Consider the following 25,822-nt stretch of genomic DNA (forward strand, 5'->3'; position numbering starts at 1 on the left):
CACCCCATGCAACGCTGAATCTTTCCCGAGGAATTTGGTATACTTCCGCGGTAAACATATTGATATCGGAAGGGTTTATCTCATGCTGTCCCTGCAACAGGTGCCGCCGCGATGATACTGATTACCGGCGACGCCCATAGCGGCCAACGCCGCGACGCCGAATCTTTACTCAACTCTTTCGTTTCGGCGATCTACATCGCTACCTCCCGGATATCCGACAATCAAATCGCCGCGCGCATTCAACACCACCGTGATACCCGGCTTGCCCACTGGCGGCTGGAAGAACGCGGCCGCGCTCAAGCCGCGCGCACAAGTCAGGTTACGGCCGGCGGCGGAGATGAATAACCGCTGGCCGCGGGGTTTATCGACAGGAGTCCTCTCTCAATGATTAAGTCTTTTTTTGCCGCATTATCGTTTATCAGCCGCCTGCCGGTCCCGGCGCGTTTATCCCAGGGGCTGGAAATTGAACAATATCAACGCAGTATAGTCACATTCCCCCTGGTCGGATTGCTGCTCGGGGCGATTGCCGGCGCCGTCGTGATGCTGCTCCAGCCGTGGTGCGGCGGCCCGCTTGCCGCGCTGCTCGGCGTGCTGGCGCTGGCGCTGTTGACCGGCGGCTTCCATCTTGATGGGCTGGCGGATACCTGCGATGGCATCTTCTCCGCCCGCCGGCGCGAACGGATGCTGGAAATTATGCGCGACAGTCGGCTGGGCACTCACGGCGGGCTGGCGCTGATTTTCGTGCTAATGGCGAAAGTGCTGGTGGTCAGCGAGGTGGCGCTGCGCGGCACGTCGGCGCTTGCCGCGCTGGCAGCCGCCTGCGCCGTCGGCCGCGGTATGGCGGTGCTGCTGATGTATCGCCAGCGCTACGCCCGCGAAGAGGGGCTGGGCAATCTGTTTATCGGCAAAATCACGCTGCGTCAGACGCTGATTACCATGGGGATCGCTTTGGCGCTGGCGACAGTGCTGCTCGGAGTTAACGGTCTGCGCGCGGCGCTTATCACGCTGGTGCTGGTATGGGCGCTGGGTCAGGCGCTGAAGCGTACTCTGGGCGGGCAAACCGGCGACACCTTAGGCGCGGCGATTGAGCTCGGTGAAGTCATATTTTTGCTGGCCCTGCTGTAGGATTGGCTTTCTTCCCGGTGGCGCTGCGCTGACCGGGCTACGGGTTAGCAGCGCTCTGCGGGGCGGTAGCCCGGACAGGCGCCTCGCGCCGCCTCCGGGAAATGTGCCGGGATATTATCCGGCACCTATGGCTATAGCGCTTTTTGCCATACGCTCTGCGGCAGGAGATAAACGTCCGCCGGTGCCGTCATGCCGTCGGTCACAATATGCTGAATGCCGCTGGCCATCACCGCCAGGGTGACGTCAAAGGCGTTCAGGCTATCGCCAAAACCGGCGGTCAGGTTGAGCATCGAACCGTTCGCCAGCAGATAAACGGTTTTATCGCCCATCCGGTAAGCGTTGATATAGGGCATGACCTCTTCCTGCGCAAACTGACGCAGGTACTCGCAGTCAATCTCTTCCGCCACGTGACCCACGTTGAGGATAAACACCCCATCTTTGGACTTATCCAGCGCCTGGCGGTTAACGACTTTTTTGCCGCCGGTCGCCGTGGCCACCACGTCCGCCGAGGCGATAGCCTCCTGTAATTCAACGACGTGCCAGCCATCATAGGCCGCCTGTAATCTCCGTGCCGGGTCGATTTCTGCCACCATCACCTGGCCGCCGAAGGCCTTCGCTGCCGCCGCGACGCCCTGGCCGACCAGACCATAGCCGACGACCAGCACTTTTTTCTCATGCAGGGTCAGGTGGGTTGTCTGGAAAAAGGTATGCCACGCGGTCAGGCCGACCATATGACGGTTGTGCAGTCCTTCCTTAACCGGCAAATCATCCCAGTTAAAAATCGGATAGCCAGGACGAATATCGCCCAGACGGCTCACGCCCGAACCTGTCGCTTCAAGCCCGGCGACAACGTTGCCGAACTCCCCGCGCTGATGCAGTAGGGTCGTAATATCCGCGCCCATTTCGCACAGATGCGTCGGCTGCCAGGCAATCGCTTTTTCCCACGATTGCTGCCAGTCGGCATCGCTCATATCGCGCCAGGCGCAGGCCTCCGCGCCGCGCTCCACCAGCCAGGCGACCACCTCATCCTGTACCGTGGTTGGGTTACAGGTGGTGAGAAAAACCTTCGCGCCTTTTTCCAGAATTCCCTGCACCAGCGGGATCATTTTCATATCGAGATGCATACAGCAGGCCAGACGCACCTCGCTGAGATCGGGCAGGGCGGCGACCTGACGCAGGGTGCGCGGCATATTCTGACTGGCCCATGCGATTTCTTTCTCTAATTTTATTTTGTTATTCAACGTGTTTGACCTTCAATCCATAGAATGCTGATACCCAGAGGTGAGGGGATTTTAACGTAGCGCGCGCCGTTTTTACATTCACAAAATGAATGGCAAAAAGCCACGATAAAGACATGGTTGTTAAAATAAGGTTAAAAAAAGAAAATAAAGCATAAGTTTTTACGATGACGTAAGCGAGCAGCAGGATGTTAAGCGTATTACCCGGATCGCTCTTTTCGCGGATCCGCATTTTTCTCGGTCGCCTGAAGCCACACGCCTTACCGGTCGCCAGAAAACATATTGTTCTGGCCTCGATCGGCGCCGGGACGGGCCTGGCGGTGACCAGCTTGTTCAGCCACTGGCTGTTAGGCGAGGTTAATATCTGGTTTATCGCCCCTATGGGCGCCTCGGCGGTACTGCTGTTTGGCGTCCCGAGCAGCCCGCTGGCCCAGCCTTGGTCGATTGTCGGCGGCAACGTGCTCTCGGCGCTGATCGGCGTGACCGTGGGCATAGCGATCCCGAACCTGGCGCTGGCCTGCGGCGTGGCGGCAGGGCTGGCGATCGCCGGCATGTACTTCCTGCGCTGCCTGCATCCGCCGGGCGGAGCGGTGGCGTTAACGGCGATCCTCGGCGGGGCGGGGATACAGAGCGAAGGCTATCACTTTGTTCTGACCCCGGTGTTACTCAACTCATTGATGCTGGCGATGCTGGCCATTGTTTTTAATAACCTGGTCGGACGGCGCTACCCGCATCCGCTGGCGGCGGAGGAAGTGAAGGCGAAAGCGGAGGCGGTGCCGCTGGGCATATCCGTGACGCGCGAAGATATTCATGCGGCCCTGCTGGACGGTCAGTTTCTCGACATTGATGAAGACGACGTGCAGGAGCTGCTGGAAAATATTGAACAAAAAGCCAGACAGCGTATCGCCAGCGCCCAGCGATCCTGACGACCCTGGCTCTCTGGGGAACGCGGATTAATCCACGGGTTCCCCTTCGTATAGCCTTCCTCCCCAGCCATTAGCCTGAACCACGCATTTTGCTCCCCCCGAAAGCGACAAGCTCTGCGGATCGTGACTGCGATCGACAAAATTGGCCATTCAATGAGCAAAAAGTTGACGCCCTTAACGAAATGAATATTTCAAAATAACTTGTTATGGATTTTTTAATCCGTGAGAGTATAACAAGTTGTTAAATAATGCACCCGGGTGCAAAAAGGTGCAAATGTATTCCTGATGCCAGAACCTGCCGTATCTGCATCGGCAATGTGATCTTTTTATTCATAAAAACAAAACGATAGAACGCTCATCCCTGACAGGACAACAAAATGACCGATCATGTGATAACTGAAAGTCGTAAAACAGATAATGATAAGAAAATCAGATTAATAACCCTCGTCTCAACCATCGGTGGGCTGTGCTTTGGCTATGACACCGGGGTTATTTCCGGCGCGCTGATATTCATGAAGAACGATCTTGGCCTCACTCCTCTGCAGGAAGGGCTGGTGACATCGTTTTTATTATTCGGCGCGGCAATCGGCTCCGTTGGCGGCGGCTGGCTGTCCGACCGCCAGGGGCGGCGGAAAAATATTCTGTGGGTAGCGGTGATTTTTATCTTTGGCGCCCTCGGTACCGCCGTCGCGTGGGATATGTCGTCGATGATAATCGCCCGCTTTATCCTCGGCCTGGCGGTTGGTTGTGCGTCAGTGACGGTGCCGATTTATATTTCAGAGCTGGCGCGGCCCGCGCAGCGTGAACGGCTGGTGACGGTCAACGAACTGATGATCGTCACCGGGCAGTTTCTCGCTTACTCCGTCAACGCTTCCATCGTCAATTTCTATCCCGACATGTCGCACAACTGGCGGCTGATGCTGGCTATTCCGGCGCTGCCCGGCGCGCTGCTGTGGATTGGAATGCTGGTAATGCCGGAGTCTCCGCGCTTCTTCGTGCGTAAGGGGCAAATAGACAAAGCGGTTGCGGTGCTGAAAACGATTCGTCGGCCTGAAGAGGTGGAGCAGGAGATCCGCGATATCCAGCAGGTGAGTCAGATTGGCATCAACCATGGCCGATTTGTTGACGAGCTGAAGAAAAAATGGGTGCTGCAGCTGATTTTGATCGGGCTGATGATTGTGCTGGCAACGCGCGTAACCGGCGTGAATACCATTATGTACTACGCGCCGACGGTGCTGAAAGCCACCGGACTTGGCGATGCGGCGGCGGTGACCGGTGCCGTGGCTAATGGCGTCGTGTCTATTCTGGCCACGCTACTAGGGATGCTGTTAATTGGCAGGCATTCCCGACGGAAAATGTTCTTTACCGGACAGATCGGCGTCACCCTTAGCCTGGTGTTGATTGGTCTCTCGTTCAAGCTCTTCTTCCATATGGAAACCGTTGATGGCGTCAGTGGCTTGCACGCCAACTTTACCGGCGCCAGCTACATCATCCTTGCCCTGATGCTGATGTTTCTGACCTTTATGCAGGGTTGGATCGCACCGGTGTTCTGGCTGATGCTCGCGGAAATTTACCCGCTGCGGATGCGCGGTCTGGGTATGGGTTTTGCGGTATTCGGTTTATGGATATTTGACTTCATCATTCAGTCTATTTTCCCGATTTTACTCAACAGCTACGGCGGCGGAATGACCTTCGGTTTCTTCGCGGTAACCAACGTCATAATGCTGATTCTGCTGGTGAAGTTCCTGCCGGAAACCCGTGGCTTAACCCTTGAACAAATTGAACAAAAATTCAGATTCTGATTTAGCGACATGGAGGAATATATGACAGTTAATATCGGTTTAATTGGTTTAGGTATGATTGGGCGCGATCATCTCCAGCGTTTTCAGACGGTGATTCAGAACGCCAGGGTCAGCGCCGTCTGCGATATCAATCGTAATGTTACCGACACTATTGCCCGCGAATATGGCGCTCAACCCTATTACGATGCGGTCGAAATGATTCAATCGGACGACGTGGATGCGATCTTTATTTGCTCTATTGGTCCGGTCCATAAAGAACAAATTCTGGCCGCCATCAAGGCAGGTAAACCGGTGTTTTGCGAAAAGCCGCTGACCCCAACCGCGGATGAAGCCAAAGCGATTATTGATGCTGAAGTGGCCTACGGCAAACGTATGCTGCAGCTGGGTTTTATGCGCCGTTTCGACCCAGGGTACAACCAGCTTAAAGCGACTCTGGATAGCGGTGAACTGGGGGAAATATTGCTCATCCATTGCGCACATCGCAACGCCTCCGTGCCAGAAAGCTACACCCTGGAGATGGCGATTAACGATTCGGCGACCCACGAGATCGATATTATCCGCTATCTGCTTAACGAAAATATCGTTTCGGTACGCGTCGATAAACCACAGAAGAAAACGCGCAGAGCCTGCGCGCATCTGCAGGATCCGTTGATTGTGATTTTTGAAACCGAATCCGGCGTACGTATTGATGATGAGCTGTTTGTTAACTGCGATTATGGTTACGACATTCGCTGTGAAGTGATTGGCGAAAATGCCATTAGCGCATTGACCGAACAGGCTCTCACCACCGTCCGTTCGGCACAGGGTTATAGCCGTGCTATCCCCAAAACCTGTATGGAACGTTTCGCCACCGCCTACGATCGCGAGGTGCAGAATTTCGTTGACCGGGTAAACCTGGGGGCGGAGATGAGCGGGCCATCATCGTGGGACGGATTTGTCGTGGCGATGGTATGCGATGCTGGCCTGGCATCGCTGAAGGATGGCGAAAAGCACGCGGTCTCTCTGCCGGAGTGTCCGGCGCTCTACCGCTGACCCATTAACGAAGGGAGAGGCGCATGTTAACGCTGAAACCAGAAGATATTTTTATTGGCTGTCGGGCGAATTCAAAGAAAAAGGCGCTGCGTATTGCCGCGGATTCCCTGCAGGCCAGCGGCTACGTCAGCGAGGGTTTTTTTGAATCGATGGTGGATCGCGAAAAGGCGCTCTCTACCTGGCTCGGGGCGGGAGTGGCGATGCCCCACTGTAGCAAAGAGGGGATCGACCTGGTGCGGCAAACCGGTTTCCAGCTGTTTCAGTTCCCGGATGGCGTGGGCTGGGGGGAGGGGAAAGTGGCTTTCCTTGTGGTCGCCGTGGCGGCAAAAAATAATGAACACATTGATGTTATAGCGGATCTGGCAGACCTGCTTGATGACGAAGTGAAAACCACGCTGCTGGCCAGCGCCGACAGCAAAGACGCGTTTATGCAGATCCTCGAAGGACACTCATTTAAGAAGGATAGAATATGAAACTGGCACTCTGTACCGATGTTCTCGCCGGCCTGGCGTTCCCGGAAATGCTCGATCGCGTCAAGCAGTACGGCATTACGGGCGTGGAGATGACCGCAGGCGGTTGGTCGCCCTGTCCACATGTTAAAACTGAAGAACTGCTGGCTTCTTCGGCAGCGCTGACGGCGTTTCGCGGAGAACTGGAAAAGCGCGGAATGGAGATCGTTGCGCTGAACTGTTCGGGTAACCCGCTGGCCCCCGGCGCGCTGGGCGAGAAGCATACCGCCAGCAGCTATCGTACCGTCGAGCTGGCGGCAAAGCTGGGGGTGAAAAAGATTGTCATGATGAGCGGCCTGCCGGGCGGCGGGCCGGACGATAAAATCCCTAACTGGATCACCTCGACGGTTTCCTGGCCGGACTATATGCCAGGCGTGATCGATTACCAGTGGAACGAGGTTGCTATTCCCTGGTGGCAGGCTTTTACCCGCCATGCGGCTGAACACGGCATCGAACAGATTGCTCTCGAGGAATTCCCCAGCCAGCTGGTTTACAACCCGAGCACGCTGCTGCGCCTGCGCGATGCGGTTGGCGACATAATCGGCATGAATCTCGATCCGTCGCATCTGATCGCCATGGGGGCAGACCCGATTGCCGCAGCCCGTAAGCTTGAAGGGGTGATTTATCACGTCCACGGTAAAGACGCGCGTATTGAACGCGGGCTGGCGGATGTCGACGGCTTACTGGAATACCAGCCGGTCACGCAGACCAAAACCCGCACCTGGAACTACGTGGCGGTTGGCTGTGGACAGGATTTGAAGTGGTGGAAAGAGTTCTTCTCGGTGCTGCGCATGACCGGATATAACGGTTATGTGTCGCTGGAGATGGAGGACCTGACGATGAGCGTTGAAGCAGGGCTACGGACGTCGATTGATGCCCTCAACGCCACATTAAGTCAGTGACAACGGGCCGCGTTTTCCCTCCGGGGGGCGGGAGAACGCGGCGCGTTTTTTGTTGAGCGGATTCTATCTTGCTGTATTTTACGTTCTATTGGATGTTTTTTATCAGGAACGTTAAAACCGAGTATGAGCGCCCCAAAACGACAAAAAGCGACCGCCAGCGACGTTGCGTTACTGGCTGGCGTCTCCAAATGGACGGTTTCCCGGGCATTTACCCCCGGGGCCTCCATCCAGCCCAAAACCCGGGAAGAGGTGATGAAAGCCGCTAATATTCTGGGATATCGACCAAATTTACTGGCGCGTAGCCTGACGCAAAAGCAAACGCATATTATTGGCGTGGCGGTCGACGAGTTACGCAATCCCAACATGGTGCTGCTGCTTAACGAAGTGACTCGCCAGCTGCAGAATCGTGGCTACATGGCGCTGGTGATTAACGTCACCGATGAAGAAAATACCCGCACAGCGATGGCGCTGGCTTACCAGCTCCAGGTTGACGGTATCTTGTTTATGGCCACGGTGCTGACACCGGAACTTATCGCGATTGCCACTGAAATTCATCGCGTTCCGCTGGTGCAGATTGGCCGTAATACCGATCATCCGGAAATCCAGGTGGTCAATATCGATGGTCGGCTTGCCGGAAAGCAGCTTGCTGAACTGCTACTGGCGCAGGGGCATCGCACTTTTGGCTATATGAAGGGTCCGGATACCGCTTCCCACCATTTAATGAGGATGGAAGGATACGAAGCGGCGCTGGAGCAGGCAGGCTGCCGGCTTGATACTCTGCTGGTTGCCGGCCAGTATTTACGTACCCGGGGATATGCGGCGATGAATGACTATCTGGACGCGACGCCCGCAGGCGAAAGAGTAGATGCCCTGTTTTGTGAAAACGATATTCTGGCGATAGGCGCGCTTCAGGCGCTGCGCGAGCGCGATTTAACGATGGGTATTGTCGGTTTCGATAATATCGATGAGGCGGCGGCGCCGGAATGGCAGCTAACGACCTACGATCAGCGACGCGAGCGGCTGGTGGAAGAGGCGTTGAATCGGCTCATTGATGCTGCTGAAGGGCCGACGGCGACGTGGCGCACTGGGGAGCCCATCGTGCGCCAGTCGCATCGTCGGCAGGGCTAAAGGTCGCCAGTAATATACTGCGCTACGCCGTGAGCGAAACTCCAGTCCCCCTTGTGGTTGCCGATCACCGAGATCATGAGATCCTCGCCGCTCAGCCCGCAGTGCTCCTGGAGCTCAGCTTGCAGGATGGCATAAAAAAGCTGCTTCTGCTCTTCGCTGCGCGGGCTGGTATATACCCTCACCACCACCACCTCCCGGCTGCGCGTCAGCCCTAGCCCGGTGTCTTCAACGATCATATGGAAGGCTTTGTTTTCATGAACAATCTGGTAGCGGTCGCGCTCTGGCACCTTGAACGCCTGCACGACGGCGCGATGTGCCGCATCCAGCAGGGTTTTGATCTCGCTTTCGCTGCGTCCTTCAATGATATCAAACGTCAGTAATGGCATAGCAGATGATCCTTATTGTCGGGTTAACGGTCTGTGAATGTGATGCTAACCAATGCTGACGACGGCAAAAACCGCTATATTTGAACGCATTGTTTTTCTCTGTGAACAATCGATATGCGCGAGATACGCCCGGAAATTTACTGGACCCATTTGTACTGGCTTACGGTGCTGGAGGAGCAAAAAAGCTATACCCGCGCTGCGGAAAAGCTGGCGGTCAGCAAATCCGCCATTAGCCAGAAAATTAGCGAACTGGAGCGGGTCACCGGGAAAACCCTGGTGCACCGCACCACCCGTAGCGTGACCCTAAGCGAAGATGGCCTGCGGCTGGTGGCGGAACTGAACGAGCCGTTTGGGCAGATCCGCGAGATCTTTACCGGCACCTGCGATGAGGAAGGCGGCCCGCTGCGCGGTACGCTGCGCCTGACCGCGCCGGTGGCGTTCTCACGCCAGCAGCTAGTCCCGGCCATTACCCCTTTTCTGCATCAGCATCCGCAGCTTCATCTCCAACTGGAGGTGACCGACCGGCTGGTGTCGCTCGCCAGCGAGGGGTTCGATCTCGCCATTCGCCACTGTCGTCGCGAGCTGCTGCCGGAGACCCACGTGGCCTGGCCGCTGTGCCGTACGGCTACCCTGGTGGTCGCCTCGGCGGACTATATTCGCCGCTTTGGCCGTCCCGATTCGCCTGACGCGTTGCGTCAGCATCAATGCCTGACCTACCCGCGCGGGCCGCAAAGCCCGCACTGGACCTTTGAGCGCAACGACGAGCGGGTGAGCGTTAAGGTGCAGGGGCCGTTTGCCACCAATAACAGCGAATCCCTGCGCGACGCGGTGCTGGCGGGGCTGGGTGTTGCCTTACTGCCGGATTTTAGCGCCAGGGAGGCGATTGGCCGCGGGCTGGTACAGGAGCTGCTGCCGGGATGGCGGCCGGTGGATGTGTTTGCGGAAAGTCTCTACGTCATTCGCCCCTACACGCCACGCGTATCGCGGGCGGTAGAGGCCTTTAGCCGCTATCTGAAGGCGACCTTCAGCTGATATTATCGAGCTGCTGCGCCAGCGCCTCGCGAAAGCGCGGCAGCAAATCGGCCCCGTCTGAAATCAGCTCCGCCAGGGTCACGGTTTTATCGGCGCGGTAAACCCGCCCACTGCCGAGCCGGGCTTCAAAATCATTGGCTGCCCGGTGAGCCGCTGCCAGGTCGGCATCCAGCAACACCACCGCGTGCGCGAGAACCACATGGCCTTGACCTTCCGCCATCGGTCGCCAGTACTGGGCCGTGCCGGCTATTTTTCGCGCATTCTCGCCCTCGCCGCAGGCCAGATTATAGCGACCATCGCAAAAAGAACCGTTGACCGCCTGGAAGTGGCTGGCCACGCCGAAAGTCGCCAGCGTGCGCTGCAGCAGCGCGCAGAGGGAAAGATAAATCGGCTCTGCGGCTTCGCCCAGCGAGTGATAAACCGGCCAGGCCAGGCTGAGATTGACAATTCCCGGCCCCTGCGGCACCAGCCCGCCGCCGGAGCGGCGCAGCCAGACCGGCCATCCCCGGCTGGCGAACTGCTCGCTCGTCGCCGGGAGTTCAGCAAATTTCCGATAGCTTCCCGGCACCACAAACCCCTGCGGGGCCTGCCAGAGCTGAACCACCGCTTCCCCGTCGCGAGCCCGGTCAAACAGCGGTTGCTCGGCCAGCGTTGGGTCGGCGCAGTAGCGAACCGGCAGCTGCTGGTGGTTAACGCGCAGCGGCCAGCAGGGATCCTGAGTCATCATTTCTCCTTACTAAGGTTCTTCGTCATGGCGGCTGGGTTTCATCAGCATCGCCGTGAGGGCGGAGAGCAGGCAGCCCGCGGTCAAGTAGATAGCGACGCTATGCCAGGCGCCGCCGGATAAGGTGACCAGGGCGGCGGCGATAAACGGCGTAAAACCGCCGCCGACGACGCTGGCGACCTGATATCCCACCCCGGCCCCGCTGTAGCGATAGCTGGCGCCGAACATTTCGGTAAACATCGGCTGCTGTACGCAAACCACCATGTCGTGCGCAATATTCGCCAGCATGAGCGCGAAAAACAGGATCCAGAAGTAAGACTGGCTTTCGAGCGCCATAAAGAACGGGAAGCCGCTGAGGGTACCGATCAGCGCGCCGGTGATATAGACGCGGCGTCGACCAAAGCGGTCCGCCAGCCAGGCGAAGCAGGGGATGGTCAGGCAACTGATGGCGCCGACGAGCAGGCCAATATTCAGGAACAGCTCGCGCGGCAGACCGAGGTTTTGCGTCGAATAGTTGAGCGCAAAAGCGGTGACGATATACATGGTCAGCAGTTCGCACAGACGCAGACCGATAATCATTAAGAACGCGCCCGGATGGCGGAATAGCGCTTCCACGACCGGCAGACGCTTTTTCTTTGGCTGCCCCTGCTGTTCGCGCTGCTGCTGTTCAAATTCGGCGGATTCCGCCATGCCGTTGCGGATCCAGAGCGCCGCCAGCACCAGCACGACGCTAAACAGGAACGGCAGGCGCCAGCCCCAGCTGAGGAACTGTTCATCGGTGGTGCTGGCGCTTATCAGCGATACCAGCCCGGTAGAGAGCAGCAGCCCGACGCCGTAGCCCACCTGTACGCCGCTGCTATAAAACGCTTTCTTATTTTTCGGCGCGCTCTCTACCGCCAGCAGCGCCGCGCCGCCCCATTCACCGCCCACCGCAAAACCCTGGACGGCGCGCAGCAGGACCAGCAGAACCGGCGCCCACCAGCCAATCTGGCTGAAGGAGGGAAGCAGACCGATACAGGCGGTGGCGATCCCCATCATCCACACCGTCAGCATCAGCATGCGTTTACGGCCGAGGCGATCGCCGAAATGGCCAAAGATAATGCCGCCGAGAGGGCGGAAGAGGAAGCCGACGCCGAAGGTGGCAAACGCGGCGAGGGTGCCCATTGCCGGGCTGATTTGCGGGAAAAACTCCCGGTTAAATACCAGCGCGGCGGTGATGCCATAAAGAAGAAAGTCGTACCAGTCGACCACGGCCCCGGCGAAGCTGCCCCAGGCCGCTCTGCGGGCGCGGTTGAGTGAGCATGCCTCCTTGCCGGGGCGTTGAGAAATTAACGTTGAGTCCATACCTGTCCTGTCTGTTGCTGAGTTTTTAATTATTGGAATGAGACGCTTTTCGGATCCGCGCCAGCCTTGAGACTACCGCGCGGATGGTTAAGAGAAAAGATTTTTACCTGCTCTGGGCGTTTAAAGGCATAAAGGGTTTGCTTAACCGGGCGCGGGACGTCTTTGCGACGCGTTCAGAATGTGAGCTTCGGAGTCCGCTTATTGTTTTTAATTTTAATTTTTGAACTCAATGGGGACACCTTTTAAGAAATGACTTAAATGGTTTACAATTAACAAGTCTCCAATTTCGGAAGGGTGAGTTAAATGCGTTTAATTTTTGCAGCTTTATTTTGTGTTATGGTTTCCCCTTCCGCTTTTGCAGAAAAACTGCCAGCGCCGGTGGGCCAACCCGTTTTAACTATTTCCGGCCTGATTAGTAATACGAATGAGGGTGATACCGCCGTTTTTGATGTCGCGGCATTAGAAAAGCTGGGGTTGCAAACGGTGATCACAACCACGCCGTGGTACTCGGGAAAGGTGCGCTTTGACGGCATTTCCCTCAGTAAACTCATGGATTTAGTCGGTGCCAAAGGTAAGTCGGCGCGGGTGCTGGCGCTAAACGATTACACCACCATCGTACCCATCGATGATTTTCATAAATTTCCGGTAATTTTGGCTTTAAAAATGAACGGCGAATATATGCGCATTCGCGATAAAGGGCCTTTATTTATTGTTTATCCCTACGACAGTAGCCCGGAATTGCAGAATCAGATTTATTATTCCCGTTCGGCATGGCAGGTTTCGAAGATTATAATTGAGTAAGGGTTTGATCTTGAATCGAATACTCACTGCCATTATTTTGTTGCTCTTCCTTGTGACCGGTTACATTACTTATCTGGTGCATGAGCGGCAAAGTGAGCTGCAAAAATTAACGCGTTATACCGATTCGTGGTCCGTTTCCCAGATAGTCTCCGAGTACATGCGCCTCGAGGCGCGGCTAAGCGCGATGGGGCTGGAGGTGAAGGGAAGCGACCACGATGAGGTACGCCTGCGCCTGGAAATTATGATGAGCCAGATCGCGCTGCTGCAGCAGGGTGATTTGGGAAAGTTTATCGGCAAAGATCCTCACCGTAAGGCGATAGTTGACAGCCTGATTGGTCTTCTGGGCCGGCTGGATAAGCAGCTGGATACCATGTCGACAGCGCAGCTGAAGCTGATGCTGCAGGAGATGAGCACTCTCGACGGGCCGTTGACCTCGCTTGCGTCTACTTCACTCGCCCAGGATTTTAATCTTGTTAATCTGACCCACGATAAAATACAGAACCTGTATTACATCTATTCGGCTATTTCTATTCTGCTGATTATTCTGTGTATCACTCTTGGGCTGTTGATGCTGAAGCAGAATAACACCCTGCGTCGCGCCCACGTGCGGATGAAATTACTGGCAACCGATCTGCAGGCTTCAAAAGAGAAGCTTCAGGTGCAGAACCGTCGGCTGCAGTACGATGCCTATCATGATTCGCTGACGGGTATGCCCAACCGGCTCTCTTTCTGGCAACGTCTGCAGGAGGTCGTTAATCAGGTGCGGCCTTATAACGGCTCGGCGGTCGTCATGCTGTTTGACCTGGATAATTTCAAGGACGTCAACGATACCCAGGGGCACGATGCCGGGGATAAGCTGCTGCAGGATTTGGCCAGCCGTCTCTCCTTTTTTCGCAAAACGTCAGAAACGCTCTACCGGCTGGGAGGGGACGAGTTTGCCCTGGTTTCGCACGATCTCAACGAGGAAATGGCGCTGGAGCGGGCGGAGGCGATCCGGGAAAAGATCAGTCAGCCGTATCAGATTTACGATACGCTGATCCAGATTGGCGCCTGTATCGGGATTGTTATCTCTGACGGCGAAAGCCGCACCGACTATTTATATAAATGCGCCGATCTGGCGCTGTATGAAGCGAAAAAAGCGGGGTCCGGTAAAGTCCAGGTATACCGCCCTGGGTTGCTTCAGCGCCAGCAGGAAAACAAATCCTTCGAAGATGATCTCATGCAGGCGCTGAACAAAGGTGAGTTTAGGGTTTACTATCAGCCGATAGCTGACACCCTGAACGGTGAAATCTACGGCTACGAAGCGCTGGTGCGCTGGTTCCATCCGCTGCGCGGCAGCGTTCCGCCGACCGAATTTATCCCGGTCGCGGAGAAGATTGGCCTGATTAATCAGCTGGGCGAGTGGGTGTTGAGAACCGCCTGCGAAGCGGCCGCCAGCTGGTCGTCGCCGCTAAAAGTGTCGGTTAACGTGTCGCCCATTCAGCTGATTAATAGCTCGCTGACCGATACCGTGGTGGCCATATTGAGAAGCACCGGGCTTAACCCGCATCGTCTGGATCTGGAGATCACCGAATCTGACGTCTTTAACGAAAATACCCGTTCTTTAGAGATCCTCAGCCAGCTGCGCGAGCTCGGGGTGCAGATCTCCATTGATGATTTTGGTACCGGCTACTCTTCGTTATCGCGTTTAAGCTACTTCCCCTTTGATAAGATAAAAATCGACCGCTCTTTTGTCATTAATATTCCTGACCAGAAAGATGACCTCGATATCGTCAGGCTGATTATCAGCATGGGCAAAAGCCTGCATATGCGTATCGTGGCTGAAGGAGTCGAAACAGAAGAGCAGCTGCAGTCGTTACGCAAATTAGGCTGTGACCTGGTACAGGGCTATTTAATCGGTAAGCCGGGGCCGCTTAATTCACCCGAAAACAGGTAGTTCATCTCTTAATAAGGGCAATGTTAATTTAGCTGAACATTGCCTTTATTTATTTTAAATCGTTGTAATCCCTAATAGGTATAAATAGGGGTAGAGATTCGTGTCGTTAAAAAATAATACCCTTAGCGATTGAAAGGGGTATATCATATGCAACATATTTTCCTGGTTCCGACCGTATATGCGGCGCGTTAAGAGAGGCAAAATCATGCAGCGAATCATTATTCCTACCCACTATGTGCATACCCGGAGCACGCCGCTGTGGACCAAACAGACGGCGCCGGCCTCAATCTGGAAGCGGCACCTGGATGCCGGTACCCGCCAGGGCGTCTATCCGCGTCTGTCGGTCATGCGCGGAGCGATCCGCTATTTTGGATATGCTAATGAGACCAGTGCGGATCCGCTGGAAACCCTGACCATTGCCGAAGGCGAATTTGGCGTTTTTCCCCCTGAGAAATGGCATCGCATCGAGGCGTTAACGGAGGATACCGTTTTTAATGTCGATTTTTACGTTGACCCTAAAATTCTGATCGAGGGATAGGCATTATGATGAACAGTGAAAATAAAGGCTATGCGTTAGCGGTTATCAACGGCAACAATAAAGAGAAAAAAGAAAAAGTCTATCTTAAGCCGATGGCTCTTTATGTACCTGATATCGCCGCCCAGGCCGTGTCTGAACTTATTTCTACGCTGTCGACGGATAACGCCGGAGGAAAAGGATTTATATTAACGGTGACCAATAATAATAACGGCGTGTCGGTCGATAGTGAATTTGCGACCCTGGCCGGGCTACAGGATCCGCAGACGGCGGCCGACGCGGTAAAAGACCTGATTAATATTGTCCGCGGCTACGAGTCCGACGAAGAGACTAACGTCTGCGGCTGGTAGTCGTGTGCCGAAGGCAAACCGTCAGCTGACGCTGGTCGCCCCGCGTTGACCAGCGCCATTCGCGTCAGCGGTAGCCAGCGGTTTTTAGCGGCGAGTGATGTGTTTGACATTGTATTTGTTGGTATTTTGGTAAATATCGGATAAATCGACAATGGTATTGTTATGCGCATAGCTGATTGACTGCACCCGTAGCAAAAGGCTGTTTTGTGGAACCTGCAAGAGCTCTGCCTGTTCTCGGGTGGCGAGAACCGGGGTATAGCTGCGGTGGCTCTCCAGAATGGTGATATTGCACTCTTTCTTGAAATAGTTAAATTTCGATCTTTCCAGATTTCCGACGCTTAACCAGGGAAAAATCGCCACCGGTATATAGCTGTTTTCAATCAGAATAGGCGAGTCGTCAATCATCCGGATGCGTCTGACGTAATAGACCTTTTCACCCGGCTCAATTTTCAACTGTTGTGCGATCGCCAGAGGCGCATCGATCATCGTGAACTCAATAACCTTGTTATGATAGTTGGTGACGCCGCCGATGTGCATCTGGTAGTTGAACCCGTCAAGCTCCCCACCGTGATAATTGCTCTTGCGCGCCACGTATGAACCGCTGCCGTGACGCTTGACGATCAGTTTCTCACTCTCCAGCAGCGTGAGCGCCTTACGGATGGTCATCACTGAGACCTCCAGCTCCCCGGCCAGCGCTTTTTCACTCGGGAGCGCATCTCCGACCTCAAACTCATCGCTATTGATGCGATTTTTTAGCCTGTCGGCGATTAATTTGTATATCACTTATAGATGTCTCCTGGCGGCGCTGTTTATTGAATTTTGTTTCTATCTGATTGATTTTAAAATTATATTTATTTTTATAGGTTTTCGTGTCTTAGCTGTCATCTATTTATTTGATTTTATTTATATATCTATTACTTCAAGAGATATATGACTTTCATCACAGATGACGATTTAACTCCTCTGATTTATTTCGGTCGACGCATAGGCTGAATCGCATGTTTCGAGCGCTGACGGTCGATAAGCAGTACGGGGGTGAGAATGATCGGGGTAAAAAAATTACAGGATTTTTCGAAGGCCATGATTGGGCCTGTGTTGTATTTGCCGGTGATTGGTCTGTTGATTGCGTTGCTCAGTATGACAACCAATAAAATTTGGCTAGCGGAAGACAGCTCGCTTTATCTGCTGGGGAAATACGTTTCCAGCATGCTGTGGGCAGTGATGAACAACCTTGGCTTCTTCTTTTGCCTCGGGCTGGCGGGGGGACTGGCTAAAACCCGCAAAGCGGAAGCGGCTTTTGTTGCCGCAATGACCTGGTTTATGTACCTGGCGGCGAATAATAGTTGGCTAACCTTGACCCAGCGCCTCGCCGCCGGCGCCAGTAACGCGCAGCTTTACGGCAGCGGACAAACCTATATTTTTGGTTTCCAGGTCATTGATATGGGCGTATTTCTTGGCATCATTCTTGGCTGCGCGGTCGCTTTTATTCATAACCGGTTTGTCGAAATTGAGTTTCGCGGCGCATTCTCTATTTATGGCAATAGCAAGCTGGTCCTGATTATCATGATCCCGCTGGTCGGCGTATTTGCCATCGCCACGGTGTATGTCTGGCCGATCGTGGAACACGGCATTTCGGCGCTGACCGGGGTGATGAAAACCTTCGGGGCCGCGGGCGTTTTTCTGTATGGTTTTCTCAATCGTTTTCTTATTCCGACCGGATTACACCACCTGATTTGGTCGCCGTTTGTGTTTACCTCCATTGGCGGACAGCTGTTGATTGATGGACAGACGGTGGTGGGGGCAAAACCCATTTTCCTCGCCGAAATCGCCAATAACACCGGGGCCGCGTTAAGCGATTCGGCGCGATTTCTCACCTACGGGATGGTGAAAATATTCGGTACCGCCGGAATGGCGCTGGCCTTTTATAAAACCGCCCGGCCCGAAAATAAGCAAAAGTTAAAAATCACGCTGATTCCTTTGATTGTGACCTCGTTCCTGGTGGGCATAACCGAACCTTTTGAGTTTTTATTTATCTTTACCGCACCGCTGCTGTGGCTGGTTTATTCGCTGTTAGACGGGTTTTTCCAGATGCTGGCGTGGCTGCTTGATGTACGGGTCTGCGCCACCAACGGCATTATCGACTTTATTGTTTACAACATTCCGGCGGGAGCGCATCTCACGCGCTGGCCCGTGTTTGTCGCGCTGGGGCTAATGGAAACAGCGGCAATGTATTATGTCGGTAAGTTTATGATTATCCATTTCAAAATGCGAACGCCCGGCCAGGAACAAGAGGTCGCCGTGGTTAATCAACCGCCAAGCGCAGGTTCTCCTGACGCGGCGTCAGGGGAGCAGGTCATCCTCGGCCTTGGCGGCAAAGAAAATGTCTGTTCTGTCGATAATTGTTTTACGCGACTTCGGGTTGACGTGCGGGACCCTGCATTGATTCAGGAACATATTCTGAAGACCAGCGGCGGTACCAGCGTCATTATTAAAGGTCATCACGTTCAGGTTATTTATGGTTTAGGGGTTAATAAAATCCGTAACGCTGTGAATCGCTATTTAGATGTGCATGAATAATGAGGTGGAAGATGAAAAATAAATTTGTTGTGACTATTGCAGGCGGCGGCAGTACCTACACGCCGGGAATTGTGATGATGCTGCTGGAAAATATGGACAGGTTTCCGCTGAGCGAAATTCGTCTCTATGATAATCATCGCGATCGGCAAAGCGTTATCGGTGAAGCCTGTGCGATTCTGGTGGCTGAACGCTATCCGCAAGTCGCATTTAGCTTCACCACCGATCCGCAGGAAGCCTTTACCGGCGTCGATTTTGTGATGGCCCATATTCGCGTAGGCCTTTATGAGATGCGCGAAAAAGACGAGAAAATCCCGCTTAAGCATGGCGTGATTGGCCAGGAAACCTGCGGACCGGGCGGTATCGCTTATGGTATGCGCTCTATCGCCGGCGTCCTTGAACTGGTTGATTATATGGAAACGTATTCACCCGGCGCGTGGATGCTTAACTATTCCAATCCGGCGGCTATCGTGGCCGAGGCCACGCGTCGGCTACGCCCAACGGCCAAAATTATTAATATTTGCGATATGCCGGTGGCCATCGAAGGGTTATTTGCCGATATTCTCGGACTTAAATCGCGTAAAGAGATGAACGTGCGTTATTTCGGCCTGAACCATTTTGGCTGGTGGACCAGCATTACCGACAAGGCCGGTAACGATCTCATGCCGGCCTTAAAAAACCACGTTGCCGAACTGGGCTATTGCAGTCCGAAAGAGGATTTTCAGCATAAAGCGCCGAGCTGGATTGAGACCTTCAAAAAGGTGAAGGACGTCTTTGCGCTGGATACCGACACCTTGCCCAATACCTATCTGAAATACTATTTTTATGCCGATTATGAGGTGGCCCATTCGGACCCCGACTTTACTCGCGCCAACGAGGTGATGGCGGGGAGAGAGAAGGAGGTGTTTGATATGGCCAGAGAAATCGTCGCCCGGCAGAGCGGCAAAGCGGCGCATTTCCATGCCGGGGCGCATGCGACCTTTATCGTCGACCTCGCCTGCGCCATCGCCTTTAACACTCAGGAGAGAATGCTGCTGATTGTGGAAAACAACGGCGCTATCGCGAATTTTGACGATACCGCGATGGTCGAAGTGCCTTGCCTGGTGGGCGTTAATGGCCCCGAGCCGCTGGCGATGGGTAAGATCCCGCTGTTTCAAAAGGGGATGATGGAGCAGCAGGTGGCGGTTGAAAAACTGGTGGTTGATGCCTGGGTTGAAGGAAGCTATCAGAAGCTGTGGCAGGCGATGACCCTGTCCAAAACCGTACCGAGTGCTTCGGTGGCAAAAGCGATCCTTGATGAACTGATTGTGGCCAACCGCGGCTACTGGCCGGAACTGCGCTAATGCGCTGTCAACGCCCGATGTCTCCCGTCGGGCGCTGATTATACTGCGACGCCGGACTGCGGCTCCGCTTCGCCTGAGAGCTCCGCCATCATCTCCGCCACGTTTTCCCTGCCTACCGGCGCAGCGATGGCGTCCCCCTGAAAAGAGTCGACGCCCAGCGCTTTGAGTTTGTTAAATTTATCCCGGCTGTCCACGCCTTCCGCCAGACAGCGGCTGTCGGTCAACTGGCAGTAGTGGATGAGGCTTTTAATCAGGGCGAGCGCGTGCGGATCGCGCTGCATATCATTGACGATGCTCATATCCAGCTTGTAGGCGTTGAATCTCACCGTACGTACCGGAAACATCACGCTGCTTTGCGAGAAGCAGCCATCGAGCATGATACGAAAGCCGCGCTTTTGCAGGCGGGCGATATTGTCGGCTGTTTTGCCGTGGCGGTTGAGGTCGCTGTTTTCAGCGAACTCGAGCACCAGCCTCTGCGACCGCTGCGGCTGACGCAGCTGCTGGCGCGCGGTTTCCATCATGCGAAGCAGGTTATCATTACTGGCGACGGCGGCGGGAATATTCACGGCGAAATAGCATTCGCCAGAATGCCGGTTGATATTCTGTACCGCCTCCTGAAGCACAAAAGCGGTGAGCACCAGCCAGGCATATTCCGAGCCTATTTGCGGTAAAAACTCATCGGCAAGCAGCACGCTGCCGTTTCGGTTCCAGCGGGAGAGGATCTCCATCCCCTTTAATTGCCGGCGTTCATCGGCAATGGCCTGGAAAACCGGGAAGATATGTCGAGTGTGGATCGCATGGACGAGTTCGCGCTCGAAAGCGGAAAGGGCGGCGATGGGCTCGCTTTTCTGTTCTCGTATCTGGCTGCCGGGAAAACCGGGGGCCATTTCAGGATGGTGTTCCACCATTTTTTTTAATCCTGCGGTTCTTTGATTGTAGAGCGTTTTGTGGCTGATGCCGCGGCGTTTCGCCTGAGCGCTGGCGCTGTAGCCGCAGAGTAAACCGAGGATGGCGTCCAGCTCCGGCCTGGTGAGCCCGGCGGGGCGCTTGCCGAAAGCTCGCATCTCTTCCTCTGCCAGCTGTTCAAGGGAAGGATAGCCGTCGAGTATGGCGTCGCGCAGCAGCGCCGCCAGGCTGGGGACCGGCAGATCGGATGCGGCGGCCCGCACGGCTGAAAGCAGGCGACGGTCGGCGACCTGATGCAGCAGGGTGGACCACAGCCAGCTCGCCGGGCTGCGGCTGAGAAACAGCATGGGAAGCGGCGTGGCGGACCGAGCCAGCAGCGCGGCAGCCCGCTTCAGGGTGGCGAGAAGCCGGGCGGGAGCTTCTGGGAGAAAGACCACCACGCGGCGAACGCCAGCCGGTAGGGCAGGCGACTCTGACGGCAGCACGACGGGCCGGGTTCCCCCTTCCTCTATTATCCGCACCAGCCCCTCGGCGGCCAGCGAACAGGGCGACAGGATGCAGTCGACCTGCCGCCTGCCGGCAGGGGGCGGGGGGTTATTCGTAAACAAAGGTCACTCCGATAATTGACTGCACGTTACCCGCGGTCACCTGGCCGCTGGTGCGCGCGTAGTTGGCGGTTAATCCGAGGCTGACCGCCGAGGTTCCGACGTTGCCTAACGACACCGTGGTGTTGGCGGGAACGACGCTGCCGTTACGGGTTAGCTGAACGCCCACCCCCCGGGCGGGGGAGGCCGAGGCGGTATTGGTAAATATCGAATTGGCCGCGTTCTCCGTGGTACCGGAGAGGTAGTAGCCCAGATTCTGGTTTTGCGCGCAGTAAACCGTCAGCGGAATGGCGGCTGACGCGGGATATTCCGGCAGCGTCACCGTCACATCGCGAGCGGAAACGTCGCAGCCGCCGGTTGGCACCACGACGCTGTTGTTAGCGTAAATGTTCCATACGAACTGGAAGTCGTCATTATCCTTGTTGTTGGTCTGGCGCAGGATCAGCACCGCGATTAATGAACCGGCGGAAATCGCGACGCCGCCCGCGCTGCTGATGGGCGTCAGATAGAGGACGGTGGGCCAGGGGCTATCAACACTGGAATTGTAGGTCATGCGCGCCGTTTCGCTGGTGGTCGGGAACGGATAGCTGACGCCGTTATACCTGACGGTGCCGGAAAAGCTCGACAGTAAGCCGCCGTAGGCTGAACCGCGCTGCAGCGTCACGTAGTCGATCATGGTTTCCGGGAAATCGTTATGGCAAAAAATTTGCGTCGAGAGATCCACCACCAGGTTCTGCCCGACGCTGACCGCCGGCGCGAGGTTCACGTAAACGTTCGCCGAGCCGCCGCCGATGGGGATTGTCACCCCGGCGGCGGTTTTACAGGCGAACGACCAGGCGTTGAGCGACCAGCCCGCCAGCAGCAGCGTTAACAACAGGGTGACTATTTTTTTCATTCCTCTTTTCTCCTGGCTCAGGCGTAGGTATAGGTGACGTTAATCACCGCCTGGATCGTTCCCTGGGTAGCGCCGCCGTTGACCGTTAGCGCTCTGACCTGGAGCGGGAAGCTGGCGGTCTGGGTGGCGTCATCCACCTGTACCTCTTTTCTCGCGCCGGTATTCAGCGTGGTGCCGCCCGCATCCTGGAGCTCAAGCTGGATATTGCCGGCGGTACCCTGGTTTTTGTAATAGCCGGTGGCATCCGCCGTGCCGCTGAAGCTGGCGGTGACCCGCGATGTGCCGACCGGGCAGTTGCTCAGGTTGAGCGCCACGCTATGCCAGGGCGACGAAGAGCCGGCGGACACCAGGCTAAAGGTATAGAGATCGCCGAGATCGACGGTGGCGTTAACGGTGGAAACCGTACAGGGTTTGGCCACCACTTTGCCGTTAACGGTAATGGTGACGTCGGCGGCCTGTAGCGTCGGGGAGGACGCCGCCAGCATCGCGGCCAGCAGCCATCCGGAATAGGTCGGGTTCATCAGCGCCTCCGGTTACTGAAATTCAAGCGTGAAGGTTGCGGTTGCATTAACGTGTCCGGCGGTCACCGGCACCTGGGTGGCCATCAGCCGGGCGTAAAAGTTCAGCGTGTTGGCCTGGCTGGGGGTCAGCGTGGTCCAGGCGATCGCTGACGAAGCGGCGTTGAGCGGCAGCGCCGTTTGCCGCGCGTCAAGGATCTGTACGCCCATGCCTGCCGCCGCTGAAGCCCCGCCGTCGAGCTTTAACAGTTCGGTATTGCTGCTATCGGCAACGCCAACAAAGCCGACCTTGACGGCGGTGACCGAGCTGCCGCAGGGCGACAGCACGATGCGAAACGGCACCAGCGGCGTGGTTGCCCCAACCGCATGAAGCTGCCTGGCGGCGTTATTCATCAGATCGACGGTAAAATCTTTCGATTCACCCGCCACGGCGCAGGCGTTATCGCGGACGTAGCCGCTGATGGTGATGGTGCTGTCCGCCGCGCTGGCGTTGTTGACCGCCAGTGATACGAGGGCGCTCAGCAGGTAGAAGTTTTTTCTCATCATGGTTTCCTTAGCGGCACTCGGCGGACAGCGAGATCAGCATCTGGCTCTGTTTTTCCGGCGGCAGGCTGTAGTTCGCCTCGCAGCTGGCATTCGGGCCTTCACCCCATTTCGCCTGTACTTTGCCGACCAGCGGCATCCCGCTCAGATAAACCTGGCCGTTATCGGCGACGATGCTGCTGCCCTGGCTGCCGACAGAGGTGACCAGCGCGCCGAAGGGAACCGGCTTACCGTTATAGATGAGCGACATCAGCAGCTTGAGTCCGACGTGGGCCTTAAACTCCGCGCGAACTATCGCGCCGTGGGTTGGCACTACGCTGGCCACCGCGTCGTCCAGGTCGACGTTATCGGCCAGGCTGTTGGTGTTCAGCGCCACCCGGTTTTCCCGGTATTCGGTGGCGTAGGGCAGAACGGCGTAGCCGCGCCAGTCGGTCTGGACCCCGGTCTGGTTTTCTACTTTTACATTGTCTGCGCCGGGGGCTTTGATCAGCACCACCGTGTCGTTCATCGGCTGGCTCAGGGTGACGCCGTCGGCGTGGGCCAGCACGCCGCCGCTCAGGCCGTAGTACAGCTGTTTGATGCCGTCGCTGCGGCTGTAGCCGACGTTGGCATTGCCGTAGCCGCCGCGGTAGTTCAGCGCCGCGTAGCCGGTGCCGCCGCTGTTGCCCTCACCGCCGCCGGCGTAGCCGGTCTGCATGCTGTAGCTCAGGTTGTTGTCCTCCAGCAGCGTGCCGTACAGCCCCGCCAGGCTGGTGGTCCTGCCGTTCAGATCGTTGGACATGCTGTAGCTGGCGCTGGCGTGTCGCCAGGCCGACTTGCTGTCGGATCGCATCCAGTGGCTGAACGGAATATTGACGTTGACGGCCAGCATCTGGTCACGACCCTGCTGCCAGGCGTTTTTGGTCAGGCTGTAGCTCAGGGTCCAGTTGATATCGTCGACGGCGGCGTTAAGCCCGGCCTGGAGCTGCCGGTCGGACTTGCTGGTCTCCCAATAGGTCTGGTGGCTGCCGCTCAGGTAAAGCGTGGCGGTACGCCCCAACTGCTGGGTAACGCTGAGCTGCACTTTGCCGCGCTTGTTGTACGCGAGGTTGTAGTAATCGGTGAACTTCGGCTTTACCTCAATCACCCCGTCCTGGGTCTCGACGTTGTAGCCGCTCATCCGGCTGTAGGTGGTGTCGGCGAAGCTGAAATAGCCGCGCGTCGAGTAGCGGTAGCCCACCAGTTGAATATTGGTGCCGGTATCCGTCAGCGACTTGTTATAGAGGAAACGTACCGACTGCCCCTGACGCTCGCTGTCATCGGGCAGGGTGGCGTTGGCCTGGGTGATATCCAGCGACAGCGCCCCCAGCTCCCCCATATTTTTGCCGACGCCGAGGTTAAAGGCGCGGTAGCGGTCCGCCAGCTGGGTGCCGCCGTACAGCGTCCAGCCCCCCGGGAGACCACGCATTACGGTGCTTTGGAAGAACTTTGGTTTGTCCTGCCGATCGTTACCGCTGCGGTACTCCCCGGCGGTGACGGCATAGCGGGTATGGCCCTCGCGCTGGAGCACCGGAACGGACGAGTAAGGGACGGTGAAGACCTGGCTGCTGCCGTCGGCCTCTTTGATGGTCACCTGCAGGTCGCCGCCGCTGCCGGCGGAGTAGAGATCGTTGATGGTGAACGGACCGGGCGGCACCGTGCTCTGGTAAATCTCATAGCCGTTCTGCTTCACCGACACCTGAGCGGTGCCGCGGGCAATGCCGTGGATCACCGGGGCAAACCCCTTCTGGCTGTCCGGCAGCATATTGTCGTCGGAGGCAAGCTGCGCGCCGCGGAAGTTGATGCCGTCGAAGACGTCGCCGTTGGTGTAGCTGTCGCCGAGGGTCAGGCGCGAGCGCAGCAGCGTAATATCACGTTCAAGCCAGGTATTGATGTGCTGCCACTTGTTTTCACTGGTCGACGAGCTGCCGCCGCTGCTGTAGCTCCAGGTGGTGTTGTCGCGCAGGCGCCAGGCGCCAAGGTTCAGCCCGCTCTGCAGGTTCAGGTACGCGTAATTGCTGCTGCCGCCAACGTCGTTGTGCACGTTGTTGCCGGTGAAGTTGTAGTTCAGCAGGCCGGCGTTAATCCCGTGGTCCCAGAGCTCGGGCGGAATATAGCCGCGGGCGCGGTTGCCCATAAACGCCTGGGGTACGGTCAGATACAGCCGCTGCTGCCCGGCATCAAAGCGGGTCGTCGCGTCTTTAATCATCTCGGTTAACGGTACGCAGGCATCCGCCGCCAGGACGTCGATTCCGGCGATCGCTGAGATATTCACGCCCATCCCGGCCAGCTGTCCGCGCGTCAGGCAGGGGGCCAGACCGTGGCCTTTTTCACCGGCATTAAACGTGACATCGCGGGTGGTCATATATCCGTCATTCAGATAGATATCGGCGCGGTAGGTGCCCGGCGGCAGCTCCTGGCCCTTTTCAAAGCCGGACAGATCCGCCACGGCGGCGGGATCGTCCGCCAGAAAGCGTGGGTTGAAATAGAGCTCCGCCTGGGCGTAAAAAGCCGGCGAGGCGAGTAAAAGAGCTAAGGGAATCTGCGCGAATGCGCGCGCAGATCCTGGAGTCATACGCCGGGAGCCCACGTGGTCGAGTCCATATTTCAGATGTGACATAGTCCCTCCGGTCCAAAGTCGCCCGGCCAT

Annotated in this window: 25 protein-coding genes; 15 read left to right on the top strand and 10 right to left on the bottom strand. The window is 56.3% G+C overall.

The genetic code is table 11. The annotated features are described in order from the left end of the window. Positions 1–111 precede the first annotated feature (111 nt). Positions 112–345: a bifunctional adenosylcobinamide kinase/adenosylcobinamide-phosphate guanylyltransferase gene (locus tag ACE3MN_RS09185; RefSeq protein WP_004138801.1), complete on the top strand. Its 234-nt coding sequence runs from the start codon at positions 112–114 to the stop codon at positions 343–345. Positions 346–384: 39 nt separating this feature from the next. Beyond that, complete coding sequence (gene cobS / locus ACE3MN_RS09190; RefSeq protein WP_064342930.1) at positions 385–1,125, top strand: adenosylcobinamide-GDP ribazoletransferase; 741 nt, start codon at positions 385–387, stop codon at positions 1,123–1,125. Between the two features lie 131 nt (positions 1,126–1,256). Here the strand turns inward: cobS and ACE3MN_RS09195 are convergent, their stop codons facing one another. Next, positions 1,257–2,366 (bottom strand): adenosylhomocysteinase, encoded by a 1,110-nt coding sequence (locus tag ACE3MN_RS09195; RefSeq protein WP_064362685.1) that lies wholly within the window; start codon positions 2,364–2,366, stop codon positions 1,257–1,259. Between the two features lie 185 nt (positions 2,367–2,551). On the opposite strand from ACE3MN_RS09195, the gene ACE3MN_RS09200 reads away from it, so the two are divergent. The 6 genes from ACE3MN_RS09200 to ACE3MN_RS09225 all read left to right on the top strand — a co-directional run bounded on the left by ACE3MN_RS09200 (position 2,552) and on the right by ACE3MN_RS09225 (position 8,662). Next, a complete protein-coding gene (locus ACE3MN_RS09200) occupies positions 2,552–3,289 on the top strand; it encodes an HPP family protein (RefSeq protein WP_064342928.1) in 738 nt (245 codons plus the stop codon). Positions 3,290–3,666: 377 nt separating this feature from the next. Continuing rightward, positions 3,667–5,091: a sugar porter family MFS transporter gene (locus ACE3MN_RS09205; RefSeq protein WP_016809178.1), complete on the top strand. Its 1,425-nt coding sequence runs from the start codon at positions 3,667–3,669 to the stop codon at positions 5,089–5,091. 21 nt (positions 5,092–5,112) lie between these two features. After that, positions 5,113–6,123: a Gfo/Idh/MocA family protein gene (locus tag ACE3MN_RS09210; protein WP_004113905.1), complete on the top strand. Its 1,011-nt coding sequence runs from the start codon at positions 5,113–5,115 to the stop codon at positions 6,121–6,123. A 23-nt stretch (positions 6,124–6,146) separates the two neighbouring features. Then, positions 6,147–6,596 (top strand): PTS sugar transporter subunit IIA, encoded by a 450-nt coding sequence (locus ACE3MN_RS09215; protein ID WP_004103610.1) that lies wholly within the window; start codon positions 6,147–6,149, stop codon positions 6,594–6,596. After that, complete coding sequence (locus tag ACE3MN_RS09220; RefSeq protein WP_102650313.1) at positions 6,593–7,534, top strand: sugar phosphate isomerase/epimerase family protein; 942 nt, start codon at positions 6,593–6,595, stop codon at positions 7,532–7,534. Before ACE3MN_RS09215 ends, ACE3MN_RS09220 begins: the two co-directional genes overlap by 4 nt. 123 nt (positions 7,535–7,657) lie before the next feature. Next, the gene (locus ACE3MN_RS09225; protein WP_064342927.1) at positions 7,658–8,662 is read left to right on the top strand and encodes a LacI family DNA-binding transcriptional regulator; all 1,005 of its coding nucleotides are present in this window, start codon (positions 7,658–7,660) and stop codon (positions 8,660–8,662) included. Here the strand turns inward: ACE3MN_RS09225 and ACE3MN_RS09230 are convergent. Beyond that, the gene (locus ACE3MN_RS09230) at positions 8,659–9,048 is read right to left on the bottom strand and encodes a tautomerase family protein (protein ID WP_102650312.1); all 390 of its coding nucleotides are present in this window, start codon (positions 9,046–9,048) and stop codon (positions 8,659–8,661) included. The genes ACE3MN_RS09225 and ACE3MN_RS09230 overlap by 4 nt on opposite strands. Positions 9,049–9,162: 114 nt before the next feature. Here ACE3MN_RS09230 and ACE3MN_RS09235 point away from each other — a divergent pair, with 114 nt between their 5' ends. Beyond that, the gene (locus ACE3MN_RS09235) at positions 9,163–10,080 is read left to right on the top strand and encodes a LysR family transcriptional regulator (protein WP_004138824.1); all 918 of its coding nucleotides are present in this window, start codon (positions 9,163–9,165) and stop codon (positions 10,078–10,080) included. On the opposite strand, the gene ACE3MN_RS09240 is transcribed toward ACE3MN_RS09235, so the two are convergent. Together ACE3MN_RS09240 and shiA are read right to left on the bottom strand one after the other, a co-directional pair. Beyond that, complete coding sequence (locus ACE3MN_RS09240; protein WP_098140898.1) at positions 10,073–10,804, bottom strand: lipoyl protein ligase domain-containing protein; 732 nt, start codon at positions 10,802–10,804, stop codon at positions 10,073–10,075. The genes ACE3MN_RS09235 and ACE3MN_RS09240 overlap by 8 nt on opposite strands. Before the next feature lie 12 nt (positions 10,805–10,816). After that, positions 10,817–12,148 (bottom strand): shikimate transporter, encoded by a 1,332-nt coding sequence (gene shiA / locus ACE3MN_RS09245; RefSeq protein WP_049089505.1) that lies wholly within the window; start codon positions 12,146–12,148, stop codon positions 10,817–10,819. A 303-nt stretch (positions 12,149–12,451) separates the two neighbouring features. Here shiA and ACE3MN_RS09250 point away from each other — a divergent pair, with 303 nt between their 5' ends. The 4 genes from ACE3MN_RS09250 (at position 12,452) to ACE3MN_RS09265 (ending at position 15,770) form a co-directional block, all read left to right on the top strand. Next, positions 12,452–12,949: a molybdopterin-dependent oxidoreductase gene (locus ACE3MN_RS09250; RefSeq protein WP_138110102.1), complete on the top strand. Its 498-nt coding sequence runs from the start codon at positions 12,452–12,454 to the stop codon at positions 12,947–12,949. A 10-nt stretch (positions 12,950–12,959) separates the two neighbouring features. Next, entirely contained in the window at positions 12,960–14,885 is a 1,926-nt protein-coding gene (locus tag ACE3MN_RS09255) for a putative bifunctional diguanylate cyclase/phosphodiesterase (RefSeq protein ID WP_224251847.1), read from the top strand. A gap of 205 nt (positions 14,886–15,090) precedes the next feature. Beyond that, complete coding sequence (locus tag ACE3MN_RS09260) at positions 15,091–15,423, top strand: DUF1971 domain-containing protein (RefSeq protein WP_004138835.1); 333 nt, start codon at positions 15,091–15,093, stop codon at positions 15,421–15,423. Between the two features lie 8 nt (positions 15,424–15,431). After that, entirely contained in the window at positions 15,432–15,770 is a 339-nt protein-coding gene (locus ACE3MN_RS09265; protein ID WP_004138837.1) for a DUF1869 domain-containing protein, read from the top strand. Positions 15,771–15,854: 84 nt separating this feature from the next. Here the strand turns inward: ACE3MN_RS09265 and ACE3MN_RS09270 are convergent, their stop codons facing one another. Then, on the bottom strand, positions 15,855–16,553 hold the full coding sequence (locus tag ACE3MN_RS09270; protein ID WP_004138839.1) for a GntR family transcriptional regulator: 699 nt from the start codon (positions 16,551–16,553) through the stop codon (positions 15,855–15,857). 258 nt (positions 16,554–16,811) lie between these two features. Here ACE3MN_RS09270 and ACE3MN_RS09275 point away from each other — a divergent pair, with 258 nt between their 5' ends. Together ACE3MN_RS09275 and ACE3MN_RS09280 are read left to right on the top strand one after the other, a co-directional pair. Further along, a complete protein-coding gene (locus tag ACE3MN_RS09275; RefSeq protein ID WP_064342923.1) occupies positions 16,812–18,347 on the top strand; it encodes a PTS transporter subunit EIIC in 1,536 nt (511 codons plus the stop codon). Between the two features lie 11 nt (positions 18,348–18,358). Then, positions 18,359–19,687, top strand: coding sequence for a 6-phospho-alpha-glucosidase (locus ACE3MN_RS09280; RefSeq protein ID WP_049089510.1), 1,329 nt, complete (start codon positions 18,359–18,361; stop codon positions 19,685–19,687). A gap of 38 nt (positions 19,688–19,725) precedes the next feature. On the opposite strand, the gene ACE3MN_RS09285 is transcribed toward ACE3MN_RS09280, so the two are convergent. From ACE3MN_RS09285 to ACE3MN_RS09305, 5 genes are read right to left on the bottom strand one after another with little or no spacing between them, the layout of a single operon-like run. Beyond that, complete coding sequence (locus tag ACE3MN_RS09285) at positions 19,726–21,201, bottom strand: EAL domain-containing protein (protein WP_171820865.1); 1,476 nt, start codon at positions 21,199–21,201, stop codon at positions 19,726–19,728. Beyond that, entirely contained in the window at positions 21,188–22,093 is a 906-nt protein-coding gene (locus tag ACE3MN_RS09290; RefSeq protein WP_224251846.1) for a fimbrial protein, read from the bottom strand. The genes ACE3MN_RS09285 and ACE3MN_RS09290 overlap by 14 nt, the downstream gene beginning before the upstream one ends. Before the next feature lie 17 nt (positions 22,094–22,110). Further along, the gene (locus ACE3MN_RS09295) at positions 22,111–22,614 is read right to left on the bottom strand and encodes a fimbrial protein (RefSeq protein ID WP_004138850.1); all 504 of its coding nucleotides are present in this window, start codon (positions 22,612–22,614) and stop codon (positions 22,111–22,113) included. A 12-nt stretch (positions 22,615–22,626) separates the two neighbouring features. Further along, entirely contained in the window at positions 22,627–23,154 is a 528-nt protein-coding gene (locus tag ACE3MN_RS09300) for a fimbrial protein (protein WP_024359987.1), read from the bottom strand. A gap of 10 nt (positions 23,155–23,164) precedes the next feature. Next, on the bottom strand, positions 23,165–25,792 hold the full coding sequence (locus ACE3MN_RS09305; RefSeq protein WP_375364346.1) for a fimbrial biogenesis usher protein: 2,628 nt from the start codon (positions 25,790–25,792) through the stop codon (positions 23,165–23,167). Positions 25,793–25,822: the final 30 nt, after the last annotated feature.

It is taken from the genome of Klebsiella grimontii, assembly GCF_042137965.1.
Classification (GTDB): domain Bacteria; phylum Pseudomonadota; class Gammaproteobacteria; order Enterobacterales; family Enterobacteriaceae; genus Klebsiella; species Klebsiella grimontii.

Excerpts from the sequence above, each read along its gene's own strand:
- ACE3MN_RS09305 (WP_375364346.1), bottom strand. The coding sequence starts at position 25,792 with ATGTCACATCTGAAATATGGACTCGACCACGTGGGCTCCCGGCGTATG.
- ACE3MN_RS09250 (WP_138110102.1), top strand. The coding sequence starts at position 12,452 with ATGCGTTTAATTTTTGCAGCTTTATTTTGTGTTATGGTTTCCCCTTCC.
- ACE3MN_RS09225 (WP_064342927.1), top strand. The coding sequence starts at position 7,658 with ATGAGCGCCCCAAAACGACAAAAAGCGACCGCCAGCGACGTTGCGTTA.
- ACE3MN_RS09205 (WP_016809178.1), top strand. The coding sequence starts at position 3,667 with ATGACCGATCATGTGATAACTGAAAGTCGTAAAACAGATAATGATAAG.
- ACE3MN_RS09210 (WP_004113905.1), top strand. The coding sequence starts at position 5,113 with ATGACAGTTAATATCGGTTTAATTGGTTTAGGTATGATTGGGCGCGAT.
- ACE3MN_RS09290 (WP_224251846.1), bottom strand. The coding sequence starts at position 22,093 with ATGAAAAAAATAGTCACCCTGTTGTTAACGCTGCTGCTGGCGGGCTGG.
- ACE3MN_RS09185 (WP_004138801.1), top strand. The coding sequence starts at position 112 with ATGATACTGATTACCGGCGACGCCCATAGCGGCCAACGCCGCGACGCC.
- ACE3MN_RS09200 (WP_064342928.1), top strand. The coding sequence starts at position 2,552 with ATGTTAAGCGTATTACCCGGATCGCTCTTTTCGCGGATCCGCATTTTT.
- ACE3MN_RS09280 (WP_049089510.1), top strand. The coding sequence starts at position 18,359 with ATGAAAAATAAATTTGTTGTGACTATTGCAGGCGGCGGCAGTACCTAC.
- ACE3MN_RS09275 (WP_064342923.1), top strand. The coding sequence starts at position 16,812 with ATGATCGGGGTAAAAAAATTACAGGATTTTTCGAAGGCCATGATTGGG.
- ACE3MN_RS09265 (WP_004138837.1), top strand. The coding sequence starts at position 15,432 with ATGAACAGTGAAAATAAAGGCTATGCGTTAGCGGTTATCAACGGCAAC.
- ACE3MN_RS09215 (WP_004103610.1), top strand. The coding sequence starts at position 6,147 with ATGTTAACGCTGAAACCAGAAGATATTTTTATTGGCTGTCGGGCGAAT.
- cobS (WP_064342930.1), top strand. The coding sequence starts at position 385 with ATGATTAAGTCTTTTTTTGCCGCATTATCGTTTATCAGCCGCCTGCCG.
- ACE3MN_RS09300 (WP_024359987.1), bottom strand. The coding sequence starts at position 23,154 with ATGAGAAAAAACTTCTACCTGCTGAGCGCCCTCGTATCACTGGCGGTC.
- ACE3MN_RS09295 (WP_004138850.1), bottom strand. The coding sequence starts at position 22,614 with ATGAACCCGACCTATTCCGGATGGCTGCTGGCCGCGATGCTGGCGGCG.
- ACE3MN_RS09230 (WP_102650312.1), bottom strand. The coding sequence starts at position 9,048 with ATGCCATTACTGACGTTTGATATCATTGAAGGACGCAGCGAAAGCGAG.
- ACE3MN_RS09240 (WP_098140898.1), bottom strand. The coding sequence starts at position 10,804 with ATGACTCAGGATCCCTGCTGGCCGCTGCGCGTTAACCACCAGCAGCTG.
- shiA (WP_049089505.1), bottom strand. The coding sequence starts at position 12,148 with ATGGACTCAACGTTAATTTCTCAACGCCCCGGCAAGGAGGCATGCTCA.
- ACE3MN_RS09220 (WP_102650313.1), top strand. The coding sequence starts at position 6,593 with ATGAAACTGGCACTCTGTACCGATGTTCTCGCCGGCCTGGCGTTCCCG.
- ACE3MN_RS09235 (WP_004138824.1), top strand. The coding sequence starts at position 9,163 with ATGCGCGAGATACGCCCGGAAATTTACTGGACCCATTTGTACTGGCTT.
- ACE3MN_RS09260 (WP_004138835.1), top strand. The coding sequence starts at position 15,091 with ATGCAGCGAATCATTATTCCTACCCACTATGTGCATACCCGGAGCACG.